General features: G+C 31.8%; 15 protein-coding genes and 1 pseudogene. 1 reads left to right on the forward strand and 15 read right to left on the reverse strand.

The window, feature by feature from the left end; all coding sequences use genetic code 11:
• Positions 1-44 precede the first annotated feature (44 nt).
• The 13 genes from MUA21_RS06620 to lepA form a co-directional block, all read right to left on the reverse strand.
• Positions 45-701, reverse strand: a complete 657-nt coding sequence (locus MUA21_RS06620) for a hypothetical protein (RefSeq protein ID WP_107526296.1) — start codon at positions 699-701, stop codon at positions 45-47.
• Positions 702-718: 17 nt separating this feature from the next.
• The gene (floA, locus tag MUA21_RS06625) at positions 719-1,705 is read right to left on the reverse strand and encodes a flotillin-like protein FloA (RefSeq protein WP_026034799.1); all 987 of its coding nucleotides are present in this window, start codon (positions 1,703-1,705) and stop codon (positions 719-721) included.
• A 6-nt stretch (positions 1,706-1,711) separates the two neighbouring features.
• Positions 1,712-2,404 carry an NfeD family protein gene (locus MUA21_RS06630; RefSeq protein WP_371090943.1) on the reverse strand — a complete coding sequence of 231 codons (693 nt, stop codon included), beginning with the start codon at positions 2,402-2,404 and terminating at the stop codon, positions 1,712-1,714.
• Between the two features lie 377 nt (positions 2,405-2,781).
• Positions 2,782-2,958 carry a 30S ribosomal protein S21 gene (gene rpsU, locus MUA21_RS06635; protein WP_002483157.1) on the reverse strand — a complete coding sequence of 59 codons (177 nt, stop codon included), beginning with the start codon at positions 2,956-2,958 and terminating at the stop codon, positions 2,782-2,784.
• 175 nt (positions 2,959-3,133) lie between these two features.
• Positions 3,134-4,480: a tRNA (N(6)-L-threonylcarbamoyladenosine(37)-C(2))-methylthiotransferase MtaB gene (gene mtaB / locus MUA21_RS06640; protein WP_046208141.1), complete on the reverse strand. Its 1,347-nt coding sequence runs from the start codon at positions 4,478-4,480 to the stop codon at positions 3,134-3,136.
• Between the two features lie 5 nt (positions 4,481-4,485).
• The gene (locus tag MUA21_RS06645; RefSeq protein WP_107526297.1) at positions 4,486-5,238 is read right to left on the reverse strand and encodes a 16S rRNA (uracil(1498)-N(3))-methyltransferase; all 753 of its coding nucleotides are present in this window, start codon (positions 5,236-5,238) and stop codon (positions 4,486-4,488) included.
• Between the two features lie 3 nt (positions 5,239-5,241).
• On the reverse strand, positions 5,242-6,180 hold the full coding sequence (prmA, locus tag MUA21_RS06650) for a 50S ribosomal protein L11 methyltransferase (protein WP_107526298.1): 939 nt from the start codon (positions 6,178-6,180) through the stop codon (positions 5,242-5,244).
• A 4-nt stretch (positions 6,181-6,184) separates the two neighbouring features.
• Positions 6,185-7,315 (reverse strand): molecular chaperone DnaJ, encoded by a 1,131-nt coding sequence (gene dnaJ / locus MUA21_RS06655; protein ID WP_262560910.1) that lies wholly within the window; start codon positions 7,313-7,315, stop codon positions 6,185-6,187.
• A 137-nt stretch (positions 7,316-7,452) separates the two neighbouring features.
• The gene (dnaK, locus tag MUA21_RS06660) at positions 7,453-9,297 is read right to left on the reverse strand and encodes a molecular chaperone DnaK (RefSeq protein WP_107526299.1); all 1,845 of its coding nucleotides are present in this window, start codon (positions 9,295-9,297) and stop codon (positions 7,453-7,455) included.
• Positions 9,298-9,348: 51 nt separating this feature from the next.
• Positions 9,349-9,975: a nucleotide exchange factor GrpE gene (grpE, locus tag MUA21_RS06665; RefSeq protein WP_064208889.1), complete on the reverse strand. Its 627-nt coding sequence runs from the start codon at positions 9,973-9,975 to the stop codon at positions 9,349-9,351.
• A gap of 26 nt (positions 9,976-10,001) precedes the next feature.
• On the reverse strand, positions 10,002-10,982 hold the full coding sequence (gene hrcA, locus MUA21_RS06670) for a heat-inducible transcriptional repressor HrcA (protein ID WP_107526300.1): 981 nt from the start codon (positions 10,980-10,982) through the stop codon (positions 10,002-10,004).
• A gap of 99 nt (positions 10,983-11,081) precedes the next feature.
• Positions 11,082-12,206 carry a radical SAM family heme chaperone HemW gene (hemW, locus tag MUA21_RS06675; RefSeq protein ID WP_262560911.1) on the reverse strand — a complete coding sequence of 375 codons (1,125 nt, stop codon included), beginning with the start codon at positions 12,204-12,206 and terminating at the stop codon, positions 11,082-11,084.
• A gap of 100 nt (positions 12,207-12,306) precedes the next feature.
• Positions 12,307-14,130, reverse strand: coding sequence for a translation elongation factor 4 (lepA, locus tag MUA21_RS06680; RefSeq protein WP_046208133.1), 1,824 nt, complete (start codon positions 14,128-14,130; stop codon positions 12,307-12,309).
• 319 nt (positions 14,131-14,449) lie between these two features.
• Between lepA and rpsT the strand changes: the two genes are divergently transcribed.
• Positions 14,450-14,701, forward strand: coding sequence for a 30S ribosomal protein S20 (gene rpsT / locus MUA21_RS06685; RefSeq protein ID WP_046208132.1), 252 nt, complete (start codon positions 14,450-14,452; stop codon positions 14,699-14,701).
• A 224-nt stretch (positions 14,702-14,925) separates the two neighbouring features.
• Here rpsT and holA read toward each other — a convergent pair whose 3' ends face one another.
• Both holA and MUA21_RS06695 read right to left on the reverse strand, forming a co-directional pair.
• Positions 14,926-15,900, reverse strand: a complete 975-nt coding sequence (gene holA / locus MUA21_RS06690; RefSeq protein WP_073341870.1) for a DNA polymerase III subunit delta — start codon at positions 15,898-15,900, stop codon at positions 14,926-14,928.
• 76 nt (positions 15,901-15,976) lie between these two features.
• Positions 15,977-18,100 (reverse strand): annotated as a pseudogene (locus tag MUA21_RS06695) (DNA internalization-related competence protein ComEC/Rec2).
• Positions 18,101-18,153 lie beyond the last annotated feature (53 nt).

Genomic DNA, 18,153 nt, shown 5'->3' on the forward strand with positions numbered 1-18,153 from the left:
CACAAAGTCAAAATACTAACTTTATAAGTTGAGTTTAAATAAATTTATAATTGTTTTGGTCGTTCTAAAACTTCAGACCAAATAATGCCATTAACAACTTCATCATCTGCAAATCTATATTGAGCATTTGTGCCAGAGCTTTGAACAGAATGCGCATTCATTAACTGTTTTAAACGGTAACGCTTAGTTCTCTCTGATAAATATTTATCAGAAATAATATCTCGTGCTTTTTTCTCAGTTCTTTGTATTTTTTTCTCAGTTTCACGATCAATCTCATTACGCACGTCTTCTATTTGACCCATTAAATCAGCTTCAAGCTCTTTTTGAAGTTTATCATCTTGTTGCTTTTGCTCACGTTTTACTTTCTCAGCTTCTGTTTCATTATGTTTAGGAGCTGATGATGATTCTTGTTGAGGTTTCTCAGTTTCCATCTTTTCAGCTCGTGTCTCAGCAGGTTTATTCTGCTTTGGTGTATGTTCTTCTTGAGAAAAAGGACCATCATTAAATTGTTTTTCTAACTCAGAAAATGTTTTACCGATTTCTTCAAGGAAACCACGTTTTTGTGGTGGCGCTTCAGATTGATTTGGCTGTTTGTTAGATGGTGGCTGTTGTTTTTTTCGTTTTTTATGACTATCATCGTTAATAGCACCAATTATTGTAAAAATGACAGATACTACAAAGATAATAATACCTATATTCATTTAATCACCCCTATTTATTATTCCGGTGATTCATCATCTTCTTTTTTTGTACGTTGGTTAATAGAATTTCTCATACCTGTATCTGCTTCAACATTTTTCAGATTATAATAATCTTTCACACCAAGATTTCCTGAACGCAATGCTTCGGCCATAGCTAGTGGAACTTCTGCTTCCGCTTCAACAACTTTAGAGCGCATTTCTTGTACTTTTGCTTTCATTTCTTGTTCTTGTGCTACTGCCATTGCACGACGTTCTTCGGCTTTTGCTTGTGCGATATTTTTATCAGCAAGCGCTTGCTCAGTTTGTAAGTCTGCACCGATGTTTTTGCTAATGTCTACGTCAGCAATATCAATCGATAGGATTTCGAAAGCTGTGCCTGAATCTAAACCTTTACTTAAAACTGTTTTAGAAATATTATCAGGGTTTTCAAGCACTTGTGTGTGATGTTCACTAGAACCAATTGTAGATACAATACCTTCACCAACACGTGCAATAATTGTTTCTTCTCCAGCACCACCGACCAATCTTGCAATATTCGCGCGTACTGTAATTCTTGCTTTTGCTTTAACTTCGATACCATTCATTGCTACACCAGCGATAAATGGTGTCTCAATTACTTTAGGGTTTACAGACATTTGAACAGCTTCTAACACATCACGGCCAGCTAAGTCTATAGCTGCACCACGCTCAAAAGGTAAATTAATATCTGCTCTTTGTGCAGCGATATTTGCATCAACAACACGATCAACATTACCACCTGCTAAATAATGTGATTCAAGTTGATTTGTTGTCAAGTTTAATCCTGCTTTATGAGCTTTAATTAAAGGTGATATTACTTTACGTGGAGAAACTCTACGTAATCTCATTCCTACTAGGGTACCAATACCTACTTTTACACCCGCTGCGATTGCTGAAATCCACAATCCAACAGGTACAAATGAAAATAATAACAATAATGCAATTACGACTATAACTGCTATAATTAAAATTCCAATCATACTCATTCTCCTTTATGTTTCTATTTCTCTCACAACAACTCGGGTACCTTCAACTTCAAGAATAGTTACTTTTTTATTGCGTAATATAAAAGAACCGTCTGAAACTGCATCGATACGTTCATCGTTATAAATAATAATTCCTGCTGGTCTTAAATCTGTAGATGTAACTGCAACTTCTCCAACTAAATGAGAGCGATCTTCATGTGATGTATAACCTGCTTCTGCATTTGTAGAATCCTTCAATACAACTTTATCTAAAAACGGTATTTTACGTTTGAAAAATTTCACAAGTATCACCCACTCTATGATTGATAATATTAAGGCAACGACAACATTAGCAATCATGTACACTAAATTGTCACCTAAAGTAACAATACTAAAAACGATTAATGCCATACCTATAATGCCTATAATTGCACCTACTACAAATAATTCAATAATGACGAATATCACACCAATAGCAAATAAGACAACTGAATAAAAGTTAACATCACCTTTTATAAAAAATCCTAAAAAGAAGATGAATAACGCTAATGTTGATATAATTCCGATAATATTTATCCTATTTGAATATAACTGATACAAAAAGCCTAAGAAGATAATACAAGTTAATATCAAAGCACCTATTGGACTAACAATAAAGTTAGAAACGTTGTCTATCCAGTTTCCGTTTTCAACAAGTCTAGTTGAAAAGATTGTATGTATATTGCTTATCGAAGGAATCACTATATCACCTCACTCTCAATTTAATTATACATGAAATAAATATATGATTATACCGTTTACACAATAAAAATCATAATGTTATTCATTTTTAATTAAATGCTATAACTATAAATATAGTCTTTTTCAATCTACTGTAAAAGAAGCAGACATTAATATTTGTTCATAATGTAAATGTGGTTGTTTTCTTAAATATGTATCATGTTATTTCAATGTTTATGACATCATTGTATAGGGAGAAGGATTATAGATAGTCAATTTCTTAACATATAAAAATAATAGCCTTAGCTGAATAAACAACTAAGGCTATTATGGTTTATAATTAATGTTGGTGTTGAGGGAGTCAACGAAACAATTAATTATTTGAATTTACGTTTACGTGCAGCTTCTGATTTCTTTTTACGTTTAACGCTAGGTTTTTCGTAAAATTCACGTTTACGTACTTCTTGAATTGTACCGCTTTTAGAAACTGTACGTTTGAAACGACGTAACGCATCTTCAAGTGATTCGTTCTTTTTGACTACTGTTTTAGACATGTGTATTTCCCTCCCTCCAAATATCAACGAAACTTTATAATCATTACACGGTAATTACCATGTATTAATTAGTATAATATATCTGATTAATGTGGTCAATTAGTAAAATTTTAATTTCATGATTCATTTTACACCATCAAAAGATGTTTGCAGTTAAATCATGGTTCATTAAAATTTAAACAGTAATTGAATGTTCTGTTGTATTGGTAGCATGATCCACTACTCTTAGTAACTCCCCATGATTGATTGGGTAATCAGGTTGAGTAATTTTAATTTTTACAAGCTCGCCAATCAGTGATTCATCACCTTCAAATTGAACTTTCATATAATTATCCGCAAAACCTATTAAAGTCCCTTGCTCACTGCCAACTTCTTCTGGAATGACTTCAAGTACCTCTTGGTCAAATTTAGATGCATATGATTTAGCCAGTTGATCACTTAAATGAATTAAACGATGTACACGTTCATTTTTAATATTTTCGTCCACTTGGTCATCCATTCTTGCAGCTGGTGTACCAATTCTAGAAGAATACGGAAATACATGTAGTTCTGAAAATTGATGTTCAACAATAAAATCATATGTTTCTTGGAATTCTTCTTCTGTTTCACCTGGGAAGCCAACAATGACATCACTTGTAACTGCCAATCCAGGTAGCGCTTCATGTAAACGCGTCAATCGCTCTGAAAAATGAGCCATAGTATATTTTCTTCTCATTCTCTTCAATACTGAATCAGATCCAGATTGTAAAGGAATATGCAGATGACGCACAACTTTGTTTGACTGTTCAATTACACTAATGACTTCATCCGTTAATTGACTGGCTTCAATTGATGAAATTCTGATACGTTCTAATCCATCTATCGTTTCTAAATCACGTAGTAATTGTGCTAAATTATAATTCTTTAAATCCTGGCCATATCCACCTGTATGGATACCAGTTAAAACAATTTCTTTATATCCTGAATTCACAAGTGTTGTTGCTTGTTCTATCACTTTTTCAGGATCTCTGGAACGCATTAAGCCACGTGCCCAAGGAATAATACAGAAAGTACAAAAATTATTACATCCTTCTTGTATCTTCAATGAAGCTCTTGTTCTATCTGTAAAGTATGGAACCTCTAATTCTTCATATGTACGATTTTTCATGATGTTTCCTACACCATTGATTGGTTGTCTTTCTTTTTTAAACTCATTGATATAACCGATTAACTTCGTTCGATCTTGTGTGCCGACCACTATATCTACACCAGGTATTTCCATAATTTCAGCAGGAGATGTTTGTGCATAACAACCTGTAACACATACAACTGCGTCTGGATTTTGTCTTATAGCACGTCTGATAACTTGTCTACTTTTTTTATCACCTGTATTCGTAACCGTACATGTATTGATAACAAATACATCAGCATTTGTTTCAAAGTCAACACGCTCGTATTCTGCTTCTTTAAATAATTGCCAAATTGCTTCGGTTTCATAATGATTCACTTTACATCCTAATGTATGAAATGCAACCGTTGACATAAATATCACCCCAATAAATCTTTTTGAAAGCTTACAGCACTTAATGTGTATAAAGGTGCAGTTTCAGCTCTTAATATCCTAGGACCTAGACCGACTTGATATGCTGAACTTCCAAATAACTTAATTTCTGATTCAGACAAACCACCTTCTGGTCCAAAAATGATTAACACACGATCACCAGGTTCAAATTTTTGAACAACTGCTTTAAAAGTACTTTTTTCCCCACACTTAGCAGATTCTTCATAAGCAATCAATACATAATCATATTCATCAATAATATCATAGATTTCCTTTAAATTCGACTTATACTCTATCTCTGGAATAATTAACCTATAACTTTGTTCAGCAGCTTCTTTTATAATCTTTTGCCAACGTTCTAATTTTTTAATTACTTTATTTTCATTAAGTTTTACAACTGACCTTTGCATACCAACAGCAATAAATTGGCTTGCGCCTAACTCTGTTGATTTTTGTATCATCCATTCATACTTATCTGCTTTAATTAAACCACTGCAAATTGTTACATGTTGTGGTAACTCTGTATTGATATCCATTTTTTCTATTAATACAATTTCGATTTGATCCATAGTTATATTTTCAATTTTACATTTATAAACTTTTTGATCTGAAAAAGTAATAATAATTTGATCGTCATTTTGATATCGCATTACATTTGTAATGTGATGTATATCACTTTGATCAGTAATAAAAAAACGCTGATTTATATCAGCGTTTTGGTCAATAAAATATCTCTGCATTGCTTAATCGCTCACTTTCTGTCCAACGATACATACCCAACCGTTTTCATGATTAATAGAAATGATTTTAAACCCAACACGCTTCATCTGTGCTAAAATTGTTTCATGCTTTTCTGTTATAATACCAGAAGTTATAAAATAACCATCTTTATTTAAAGTATTATAAGCATCTTCAATCATTTCTTCAATAATATGAGCTAAAATATTCGCAATAACGACATCAAATTTTTCAGTTTCTTCTGTTAGTAAATTGCCTGGCACAGCTTCAATTGCTTTAACACAATTATTTTTTTCGAAGTTTTCCTTCGCAACTTTAATAGCCATTTCATCTACATCAATCGCTTTTATGCGTTCTACTCCTAATAAATATGATGCAATGCTAAGTATACCTGAACCTGTACCAACATCAATCACTGAATCATCTGGCTTTACAAAGTGTTCAATCGCTTTCAAACACATGCTAGTGGTTGGGTGGTCTCCTGTACCAAAAGCCATTCCCGGATCCAATTCAATACACATTTCTGCTTCGTCTTCTTTTTGATAGGTTTCCCAACTTGGAACAATCGTAAATTTTTCAGAAGCTCTAAAAGGATGAAAATAATTTTTCCATTCATTTTCCCAATCATGTTCTTGAATCGTTTGTTGTTGATATTCAAATATGTTTGTATCCAAAGATTCAATGCTTTTAATTTCATGAATCAGATCTTTTTTAAAGTCTTGAGTATATTTCATTTCATTAAAATAAGCTTTAACCCTTACGCCGTTAACTGGGTAATCATTAGGGTTTAACTCATAAATTTCACCAAACTTATCAGCAAAACCATTTTGAAGATCTAATGAATCTTCGATAACAACCCCGTTTGACCCGAATTCTTCTAAAATATTAGAAATAATAGATATCGTATCATGATTTGCAGTGATTGATATTTCAGTCCAGTTCATTTTTTTATTCTCCTTTAAAGAATCTTTTTGCTTTGTCCTTAAAATTTGATGGTTGTTCAGTTAATGATTCACCATCAATATCAGCAAATTCTCTTAACAATTCTTTTTGACGTTCATTTATCTTAGTAGGTGTAACAACTTTTACATTGATAAACAAGTCACCATAACCATATCCATGAACATTTTTGACGCCTTTTTCTTTGAGACGGAATTGTTTACCTGATTGTGTTCCGCCAGGAATTGTTAACATTACATGACCTTTTAAGGTTGGAACCTTGACTTCATCACCAAGCGTTGCTTGCGCAATACTAATATCTTGTGAAAAGTAAATATCGTCGCCATCTCTTTCAAAAGTTTCAGATGTTTTAACTCTAAATACAACGTATAAATCACCTTGTGGTCCGCCGTTTTCTCCTGGCGCACCTTCACCTGCTAATCTTATTTGTTGTTCATTATCTACACCTTCAGGTACCGTCACATTAATTTTAACTGTTTTATTTTCAGTACCTTTACCATGACATGTTGGACAAGGCTCTTCAAATTCTTGACCAGAACCACTACATACTGGACAAACTTTTTCAGTTCTAACTCTACCTAAAATCGTATTTTGTTCTACTGCAACATGTCCTGAACCATTACAGTAATGACACGTTTTTTTCTTAGTACCCGGTTTAGCACCTTCGCCATCACAGGTATGACAAGTTACATCTTTGCGAATTGAAATTTCTTTGTTTGTACCGAATACGGCTTCTTCAAAGGTAACAGTCATTGTATATTGTAGGTCATCACCTTTTCTAGGTGCATTTGGGTCTCTTTGACGTCCACCTCCAAAGAATGAACTGAATATATCTTCGAAGCCACCACCGAAACCGCTAAAGTCTTGACCACCAAATCCTTGGCCGCCAAAACCACCTTGTGGTCCATCATGACCAAATTGATCATAATTTGCACGTTTGTTTTCATCACTCAATGTTTCATATGCTTCTGAGATTTCTTTAAATTTTTCGTCTGCGCCTTCTTCTTTATTGATGTCAGGATGATATTTTTTTGATAATTTACGGTAAGCCTTTTTTATTTCATCTTTAGAAGCGTCTTTACTGACACCTAAGATATCATAATAATCTCTTTTGGCCACTTTTATCTCTCCTTTTACGTTGGATTAAATTACTTATTAAAAAGGAAAAAGTCAAAGCCAATGTTCAATTGACTTTGACTTAATTTGGCTAAGCAATTGTGTCATATTTTGCTTTTAATAGCAATTAATAACTAAACTTATTTTTTATCGTCTTTGTTATCGTCTTCGTTCACTTCTGTGAAATCAGCATCTTCAACATTGCTATCATCTGAACCATTTGCTTGTTCACCTTGTGCTTGTTGTTGTGCTTGAGCAGCTTGTTCGTAAACTTTAGCAGATAAGTCTTGAACTACTTTTTCTAATTCTTCTTTTTTAGCTTTAATATCATCAATATCTTCGCCTTCAAGCGCAGATTTTAAAGCTTCTTTTTTCTCTTCTGCATTATTTTTATCATCTTCACTGATGTTTTCACCTAAATCAGTAATTGTTTTTTCAACTTGGAATACTAAGCTATCTGCTTCGTTTCTTAAATCACTTTCTTCACGACGTTGTTTATCTGCTTCAGCATTTTCCTCAGCATCTTTAACCATACGATCGATTTCTTCGTCAGAAAGTGAAGAGCTTGATTGAATAGTGATATTTTGCTCTTTATTAGTACCTAAATCTTTTGCAGTAACATTAACGATACCATTTTTATCGATATCAAAAGTTACTTCGATTTGTGGTACGCCACGTGGAGCTGGTGGAATATCAGTCAATTGGAATCTACCAAGTGTTTTGTTGTCAGAAGCCATTGGGCGTTCACCTTGTAACACGTGAATATCAACTGCTGGTTGATTATCTGCTGCTGTTGAATACACTTGTGATTTAGATGTCGGAATAGTTGTATTTCTTTCAATCAATGTATTCATACGTCCACCCATAATCTCAATACCTAATGATAGAGGTGTTACGTCTAATAATACTACATCCTTAACGTCACCAGTGATAACGCCACCTTGGATAGCAGCACCCATTGCTACTACTTCGTCTGGGTTAACACCTTTGTGAGGATCTTTACCCACTTCTTTTTTCACAGCTTCTTGAACTGCAGGGATTCTTGTTGAACCACCAACTAAAATAACTTCATCGATATCAGAACTACTAATACCAGCATCTTTCATAGCTTGACGAGTTGGTTCCATTGTTCTTCTGATTAATGAATCAGCTAATTCTTCAAATTTTGAACGTGTTAAACTTAATTCTAAGTGCAATGGACCATTTTCACCTGCAGAAATAAATGGTAATGAGATTTGTGTTTGAGAAACACCTGATAAATCTTTTTTAGCTTTTTCAGCTGCATCTTTTAGACGTTGTAATGCCATTTTATCTTGTGATAAATCTACGCCATTTTCTTTTTTAAATTCTGCTACTAAATAATCGATAATAACTTGGTCAAAGTCATCTCCACCTAGTTTATTATCTCCTGCAGTTGAAAGTACTTCAAATACACCGTCACCTAATTCAAGAATAGATACGTCGAATGTACCGCCACCTAAGTCAAATACTAGGACTTTTTGGTCTTGTTCAGTTTTATCTAAACCATAAGCTAATGCTGCTGCTGTTGGTTCGTTAATGATACGTTCAACTTCTAAGCCAGCTATTTTACCAGCATCTTTTGTAGCTTGACGTTCACTGTCATTAAAGTATGCAGGAACAGTGATAACTGCTTTTTCTACTTTTTCACCTAAATAATCTTCTGCTGTATTTTTAAGGTTTTGTAATACCATCGCAGATATTTCTTGTGGTGTATATGATTTACCTTCTACATCTACTTTATGTTCAGTACCCATATGACGTTTGATAGATTGAATCGTATTAGGGTTAGTAATTGCTTGACGCTTAGCAACTTCACCTACTTGAGTTTCACCATTTTTAAATGCAACAACAGATGGTGTTGTTCTAGCACCTTCTGGATTTTGAACAACTTTTGGTTCGTCACCTTCTAAAATTGCTACACATGAATTTGTTGTACCTAAGTCAATACCTATTACTTTACTCATAACTAAATTCCTCCTGTTTGTTTTGAAAATTTGGTATTTTCATCAATATAACTATTGATTTACTTTAACCATTGAAGGTCTTAAAACACGTTCCTTCAATTTATAACCAGTTTGTAGTTCTTGAGTGACCTGACCTGATTCATAATCAGGATTGTCGTCTTGTACTACAGCTTGATGTATATTTGGATCAAACTGTTGACCTTCAGCCTCAATTTTTTCTAAACCGTTATTTTTCAATGCGTTCAATAAACTTTCATAAACCATTTCCACACCTTTTTGTAATGATTTAAATTGCTCATCTTCGCCTTCGATTTGTAAAGCTCGTTCTATATTGTCTATAGTCGGTAAAATGTCATTTAAAACATCCTGAGCTTTATATGCTTTCATCGTTTGATTTTCTTTTTGGATTCTACGCTTATAATTTTCAAATTCTGCGTATAATCTTAAATATTTTTCTTCTTCTTCTTGAACATTATTTTTTAATTGTTGAATTTCTTCATCTTTAGGATCGATATCTGCCTCAGTGTCTTCAGAATTTTCTTCTTGCAGATTATCTTGTGATTCATTATTCATTTCATCAGCATCTTCAACTGAAGTAGTTTGGTCGTTCTGTGATTCTTGATTAATATCTTCAGTTTTTTCGTTTTCATCGAATACTGATTCATTTTTTTCTGTCATTTTCTGCCCTCCAATACAATTCTTAATTACCAAATCGTATTTAGTAATTGTATTACATTCTGATAGTTCATTGCCGTTGGTCCGATAACAGCAATTTGACCTTTAAGTCTATCATCAATATGATATTCTGTAGTGACGATAGAAATATCGCTCAAGCTTGATTCGATTTCCTGTCCAATCTTAACATTAATTGATGAATTTGACATTTCATCAAGTAGCTGAGTAATTTTGTTTGATTCAATATACTGCAAGATAGGTTGAATAGAAGAAACATTTGATTCATTAAGTGCATCAATTAGTTTAACCTTTCCACCCATGTAAATGCCATTACTTTGATTATCAAAATGAACATCTATCGTATCTAACATTTCTTTTATAAAGTCTTTTTCAAAATCCGACTTCGCAAAAGCATTAAGTTCATTTTCTAAGCGTTGTTGATTTAATGCATTGTATCTTGCAGTCACAAAGTTAGCTATTTTAGTCAATTCATCACTCGATAAACGTGCTTTGGATATTAAATGTAAATGCTCAACATGGCCAGAAGTAAAAACAACAACCATGATTACTAAATATGCATTCGCTCGAATCAAGTGAATGTTATTAATAATATCTTTTTTGTGATTTGGACGCATTACCAACGTTGTATACTGAGAAGCGATTGAAAGTTCATTTGCGAACTCACTCAAAGCTGAGGAGATATCATAATGATTTTCAACCAGTAAGTCTCTTAAACGTTGTATTTTTTTGTGTTGTTGATGAGATGTTTGTTGCAATAATTGATTCACATAATATCTGATGCCTGACTCTGACGGCGAACGTCCTGATGAAGTATGTGTCTTCTCTATTAACTGTAGTTCTTCTAGTTGTTTCATTTCATTTCTAATAGTAGCAGGACTAACATTTAAATTATGTCTTTCAATCAGTGTTTTGGAACCAATCGGTTGACCTAAATCAACATAATCTTCAACAATTGCATTTAAAATGCTCAATTGTCTATCACTAATCATGTTTTCACCTCATTAGCACTCTTTTGTTTCAAGTGCTAATTATAATTTATCAAATTGGTCAAAGTAAGTCAATGTTAAAGCCCTAGTTTTTGAAAAAAATTAAACATTTAGTAAAAACGACTCAAATACTAGATTTCCAATTACTTTACCTCTCTCTGTTAAAGAAATATATCCGCCAGTATCATTAATTAATTCTCGTTGCTTTAAATCTTTGATTGTGTCGTTATAAACATCATCAATTGTTTTATTAAATTTTTGTTCGAACCGTTTTCTACTAACGCCTTGATTCATTCTTAAACCTAGAAACATTTCTTCTTCCATTTGTTCACTTTCTGTTGGATAAACTGAGTCAAGAACGGGCCTTTCCTTATTTTGTATCTTATTTATATAATGATTCACAGGGTTTACATTATTATATCGCTCGCCATTTACATAACCACTTGCCCCTGCGCCAAATCCATAATAGCCTTCGTTTTTCCAATATACTTTATTATGCTCTGATTCATGTCCTTTTTTACCAAAATTTGAAATCTCATATTGGTGTAATTCAGTCTCGTGCATTCGCTTTAATAAATATTCGTACATTTCTTCACCAACATCTTCGTTTGGAATTTTCAATTGACCTTTACGGTACAAATTATAGAATTGAGTTTTTGGCTCTAAAATCAATCCATAACTTGAAATATGATCAATATCCATCGCTAACGCTTTTTCTAAACTTTCTTGAAAATCTTCTAGGCTTTGCTGGGGTAGATGATACATTAAATCTAAACTTATAGAAGGTATACCAACTTTCCTTGCATTGTTCACCGCTCTATAAATGTCCTCTGTCTTATGAGAACGTCCTAATATCGCTAGTAATTCGGGTTTGAATGTTTGAACGCCCATCGATAATCTATTTACACCATAATCTCTTAAAAGTTGTACTTTGGCTAAAGTTAGTTCGTCCGGATTGGCTTCAAAACTAAATTCACCTTTAATTTCAAAAATATCTGTAATTGCAGTTAATAGTTTTTTCAGTTGCTCATATGATAAAGCGGTAGGTGTCCCACCACCCACAAAAACGGTTTCTAAAGATCTAACTTCGCTCTGTTTCATTTCGTTAATTAAGCAATCTAAATATTGATCCACTGGTTGATTTTGTATAAAGTATTTATTGAAATCGCAATAAGTACAAATTTTGACACAGAAAGGGATATGGATATAAGCACTTTTCACTTCCATTTTTGAAATGACCTTCTTTCGTTAAATAAAATAGATTCATATAACAAAAACTGGGCCATAAATCGAATGGATTTAAGGCCCCAATGTTTAAAAAATCATATTAATCTTCGTCCATCTTAAGCACTGCAAGGAAAGCATCTTGTGGTATTTCAACATTACCCACTGCTTTCATTTTTGCCTTACCAGCTTTTTGCTTTTCTAATAATTTTCTTTTACGACTAATATCGCCACCATAACACTTAGATAAAACGTTTTTACCCATTGATTTTATATTTGTACGAGCAACTATTTTTTGTCCAACTGCTGCTTGTACCGGTACTTCGAACTGTTGTCTAGGTATTAGCGTTTTAAGCTTTTCAACTAACGCTTTCCCTCTTTCATATGCGAAGTCTTTATGAACTATAAAGCTAAGTGCATCTACTTTCTCTCCATTTAGTAATATATCCATTTTAACTAAGTCGCTTTCTTTATTATCAATAAATTCATAGTCAAAAGAAGCATAACCTTTTGTATTTGATTTTAGCTGATCAAAGAAATCAAACACTACTTCAGATAAAGGCAGTTCATAGATAATATTGACGCGTATATCATCTAAATACTCCATATTAATAAATTGGCCACGCTTACGTTGACACAATTCCATAACTGCCCCCACATAATCGTTTGGTACCATCATTGTCGCTCTTACAAAAGGTTCATAAATCGTATCAATTTGATCTCTTTCAGGCATATGCGCTGGATTATCGACTGAGATTTCATCACCATTTTTAAGAATACATTCATAAATTACAGATGGGGCTGTAGCGATTAATTCTATTCCAAATTCACGTTCAATACGTTCTTGGATAATTTCCATGTGCAACATGCCTAAAAACCCTGTTCTGTATCCAAAACCTAATGCTTGAGAAGACTCTGGTTCAAATTCTAATGAAGCATCATTCAACTGTAACTTCTCTAATGCTTCACGTAAATCGTTATAGTCTTTATTGTCTATAGGGAATAAACCGCAGAAAACCATTGGGTTCATTTTCTTATATCCTTTTAACGGCTCAGCTGCTGGACGGTGTAGATGGGTAATTGTATCCCCGACACGTGAATCATCTACATTTTTGATACTAGCAATGACATAACCAACATCTCCAACAGTTAGCTCGCTAACTGGTAATTGCTTTGGTGTATTGATGCCTACTTCTGTAACTTCAAAAGATTTTCCTGTAGCCATCATTTTTATTTCATCACCCGTTTTCAAAGTACCTTCAACAATTCTAATTGATGAAATAACCCCTCTGTAGGGATCATATTCTGAATCAAAAATCAATGCTTTTAATGGTTCGTCTGGGTCTCCTTGTGGCGGTGGCACGACTTCTACAATTTTTTCTAATATATCATCAATACCAATATTTGATTTTGCACTAGCTAATACAACATCATCTTTATCTAGTCCTATAACATCTTCTACTTCTTGCTTTACACGTTCAGGTTCCGCTGCTGGTAAATCTATTTTATTCACAACTGGTAATAACTCTAAATCGTTGTCTAATGCCAAATAAACATTGGCTAATGTTTGGGCCTCTATGCCTTGTGCAGCATCTACTACTAATATAGCGCCTTCACATGCAGCTAATGATCTTGAAACTTCATATGTAAAATCTACGTGTCCAGGTGTATCAATTAAATGAAACGTATAAGTCTCACCATCTTTTGCATCATATTTTAAACGTACCGCATTTAATTTTATTGTTATACCACGTTCTCTCTCTAAATCCATGGAATCCAATAACTGTGATTGCATTTCACGTGATTCAACAGATTTAGTATTTTCCAAAATTCTATCTGCTAATGTAGATTTTCCATGATCAATATGTGCAATAATAGAAAAGTTTCTTATATTTTCACGCTTGTTTAAACGATTTTCTTTATCCATGTATTATCAGTCTCACTTTCATAATTCTAGCCCGTAATATGTATGACATTCTTTGATATAATAACGTTTTTATCTACTAATTGCAAACTTGATAAAATTAATAGTAAAATTTGAATTTATGTTTATCTTTCGTTGCTTATGTTACTATTTTTACTAATATCTTTTCTTGTTATAATTATTATTGTATCATTTATCGCGAGTTTACGCGCCTTATTATAAATAAATGATTGCAGAAACTTGGTTGTTTTGATAAAATATTTCTTGTTGTAATCAAATTAATTTTTGATAGCGAAGATCACACTTTTAGGAGGTGACAGACATGCCAAACATTAAATCTGCAATTAAACGTGTTAATACTACTCGTGTAACTGAGGAACGTAATATTTCACAAAAAAATGCAATGCGTACAGCTGTGAAAAGAGCTCATACAGCAATTGACACTAACGCTGACAACAAAGCTGAATTAATTAGCTTTGCATTGAAAAAAGTAGATAAAGCTGCGCAACGCAACTTAATACATTCTAACAAAGCTGCTAGAATTAAATCTTCTTTAATGACAGCTGCTAAATAAACTAAAGTTCAAGCCTACGCTTGAACTTTTTTTATTTCAATATTTCATGCGACCTGCTACATAAGATTAGCCCAGAAATGATTTATAATAAGAGAAATCATTTCTGGGCTTTTTACAACTTTAATATTTATTAGTTTTAGCATCATAACTATCAACATGCTTTATAATTCATCTACAGAAATCTATCCAGTGAAATGACTAGACGAAAACAAAAAGCTTCACATTTATAAGGACAAAATAAACAATTCGAGGATAAGGTGTTTATCCATATAAGATGACTTTAATTTATAATCTGTTTCTGCGCAATTATCAATAATATTTAATAAACTTTCTAATTCATAATGCCTTGCTTGGTTTAAAGCTAACTTCACCCTATAGGGATGAACGTTGATTGTTTTAGCAATTTGTTGGCCACTATAGCCTTTTTGTCCCAATATTTTACTTTGGTAAAAAAGTCGATAATTACTTGTAATCAGTGCTAATAATTTTATAGGCTCCTCTTTCATTGCTATTAAGTCTTTAACTAGTTGAATGGCTTTTGATTTTTTATTTTTTTGTATATATTCAGTGAGCAAAAAAACATTTTGTTCTAGACTTCTATTTACAATTTGATGAACATCATCCTTATTAATAGTCGTTCTATCACCTAAAAATAAAATGAGTTTTTCTATCTCTTGCTTAACAACATTAAAATTAACTCCTGTTAATTCAATAACTAAATCAAGCGCATCTTGCTTAATATCTTTATAATTCTGATGCAGTTGACTTTTTATCCAATGTTTTATTTCTTCTTCTGACATTTGTTCTATCTTTTTAATTTGCGCATGTTTTTTCAATGATTTAACAACTTTTTTTCTCTCATCTAATTTAGAATGATTGACTTCAAACAATATTAAAGTGTCACCATCATATTTTTCTATAAATTCTATCAGTTGATTAATGTTATGATTTAATTCTTTAGGCGGTTTTTCACCAGTAAAAACATATGCATTTTGTACTAGAACAGCTTTTTTATTAGAGAAAAATGGCATGGTAAGCGTTTCTTCAATAATTGGAGCTAAATCATTTTCATATAAGTTATATTTAACGAAGTTGAATTCATCTTTTGGTGCATCTAAATATTGTTCAATAACTTCAGAAGCTTTTTTTTCAATTAATTCAGGTACTTCACCATATATCGTTATTATATTGCTGCTCATTCTCGGCACCCTTTCAATTCTATTACACATTTTATAATTATAACACGCCTAATAGTTTCTCACTAACTAAAAAATTTCAATGGTATTGAGATTTTATTTCTATTTGATCTTTAAATAAAATGTTCACTTCTCCATTTACATTTGTTTGAAAAACTTTAATATTATTATATCTTAATCTATCAATAATTTGACGATTAGGAAGTCCATATTTATTTTTTTTACCTACCGAAATTAGAGCTATTTTTGGTCTAATTGATTGCAATAAACTGTTACTTGTACTCGTACGACTGCCATGATGACCAATTTTTAAAATATTAACATCGGATAAATGATATTTATGTATCAATTTCTCTTCGTTATGATTTGTTGCATCACCCATCAGTAAAATTTTATAACTATTGTACTGTATTAATATTATAATTGATTGTTCATTTAAATTATTAGAGTTAGGAATAGTAGCATCTAACAGATTAAGTTTCGCTTTATTCATAAAAAATTGTGATTTATTTTTAAAATCTATTAACTTGATGCCTTTTTTTATACAGTTCTCTTTTAAAAGATTTAATTCTTTCATTTTAAAACTATTAGCATTGATAATGATACTTTTAATTTTGAGTTGTTTAATTAAATAACTTAGTTCACCCATATGATCTAGATGAGGATGAGTAATTATAAGGTAATCAAGTTCTTTTACATTATGTCGTTTCAAAGTTGGTAAGATATGATATCTAGAAATATTATGATTCGCAACTTTTTGTTTCGAATTAAAGTTACCACCCGTGTCGATTAATAGTGATTCGTGGTATTGAGTCTCAAATAAAAGTGAGTCTCCTTGCCCTACATCCAACATAGTAAGTTGATATGCATGCACTTGAGGTAACATTGTAGAGACAACATACAAAGTAATTAAAGTAATTGACATTAGTTTATAGCATTTATGAACGGATAGAACTAAGCTTAAAAATGCAATGATAGTTATTATAGCTATTTGAAGATTATTTAATGTAGGAATATACCATTTAAAAAAGTTGAGTTTATCAAAAAGTTCAACCATTTTATCATGAAAAATAATTAATAAGTTATATAAGTTGGTTATAATAAAAGGTTTGAATGGTAAATGTATTAGAAAAGTAAGAAAAATAACAAAAGGAAATAGTATGAAGGAATAAAATGGAACAAAAAAGATATTAGATAGCAAGCCAATCCATTGAATTTGGTGAAAATGGATACAACTTAAAATAAATGAACTTAATTGTGCTATCCATGTGATAGCGCATAAAGATTTAAAGACACCTAAATTTTTTAGTAACGGGCTGGCAAAAAGGATTGAAAAAGTAATTAAAAAGGAAAGTTGAAATCCGATATGATAAATTAACGAAGGGGTTAAAATTGTTAAGCAAATAAATAAAAAAGCTAAAACGTTCATTGAATGCTTTATGATGTATTTTGGTCAAATGATTATTATCAAACTCATTAATATTGCTCTGACGGCACTTGCCGACATGTTTGTATACATGCAATAGATAGGTAATAATATGATTAATATTATTTTAATTAAAAACAATGGGCATTTTAATCTGTTAAGTGTATAGCATATAATTGTAATAATAATAGCAATATGTGTGCCGCTAATAGCCAGAAGATGCGCTATACCAATTTCTTTTATTCTATCTAATTCATCTTTATTCATAAGTGATGTATCACCTGTTATAAATGCGATTGTTTTTTCAGGTGAAATTATTTTCCATTGTTGCATTCTTTCGTAAATCAATGCTTTATGTTTATTTAAAATATCAGTAAAGTTATTATTGTTAGTTTTACAACTTGAAAGATGAATATTTTGAATCATAAAAATAAGATTAGAATTTGGTTCGTTTTTTATAGTATTAAACTTCCCATTGACTTTACAGGTTTTTTGTAATAAAAAAGCAGAAACTTTTTTTAAATCTATATTTTTTGATGTTTGTAAATTATAAACGTAAGTATAATGTTTTTTATTTATTTCAATCTTACCTTTAAGTTTATGATGCTCCAAAATTGGTTTTGTAATTAACTTTGCTTCTCCTTGAAATGCTTTGTTCAAAAGTAAAGCATGGTTGTTTTTTTCTAATTTTAAATCTTTTTGAAACATCATATAACTACTTAAAGATATGATGGCAACCATTATAAAATGAATTACATTAAATCTTTTTCTTTTCATTATAATAAATAGGCCCAATATTAAAATAAAAGATAAAACTTTATTAAAAAGTA

This window comes from Staphylococcus ureilyticus (assembly GCF_025558845.1).
Lineage (GTDB): Bacteria > Bacillota > Bacilli > Staphylococcales > Staphylococcaceae > Staphylococcus > Staphylococcus ureilyticus.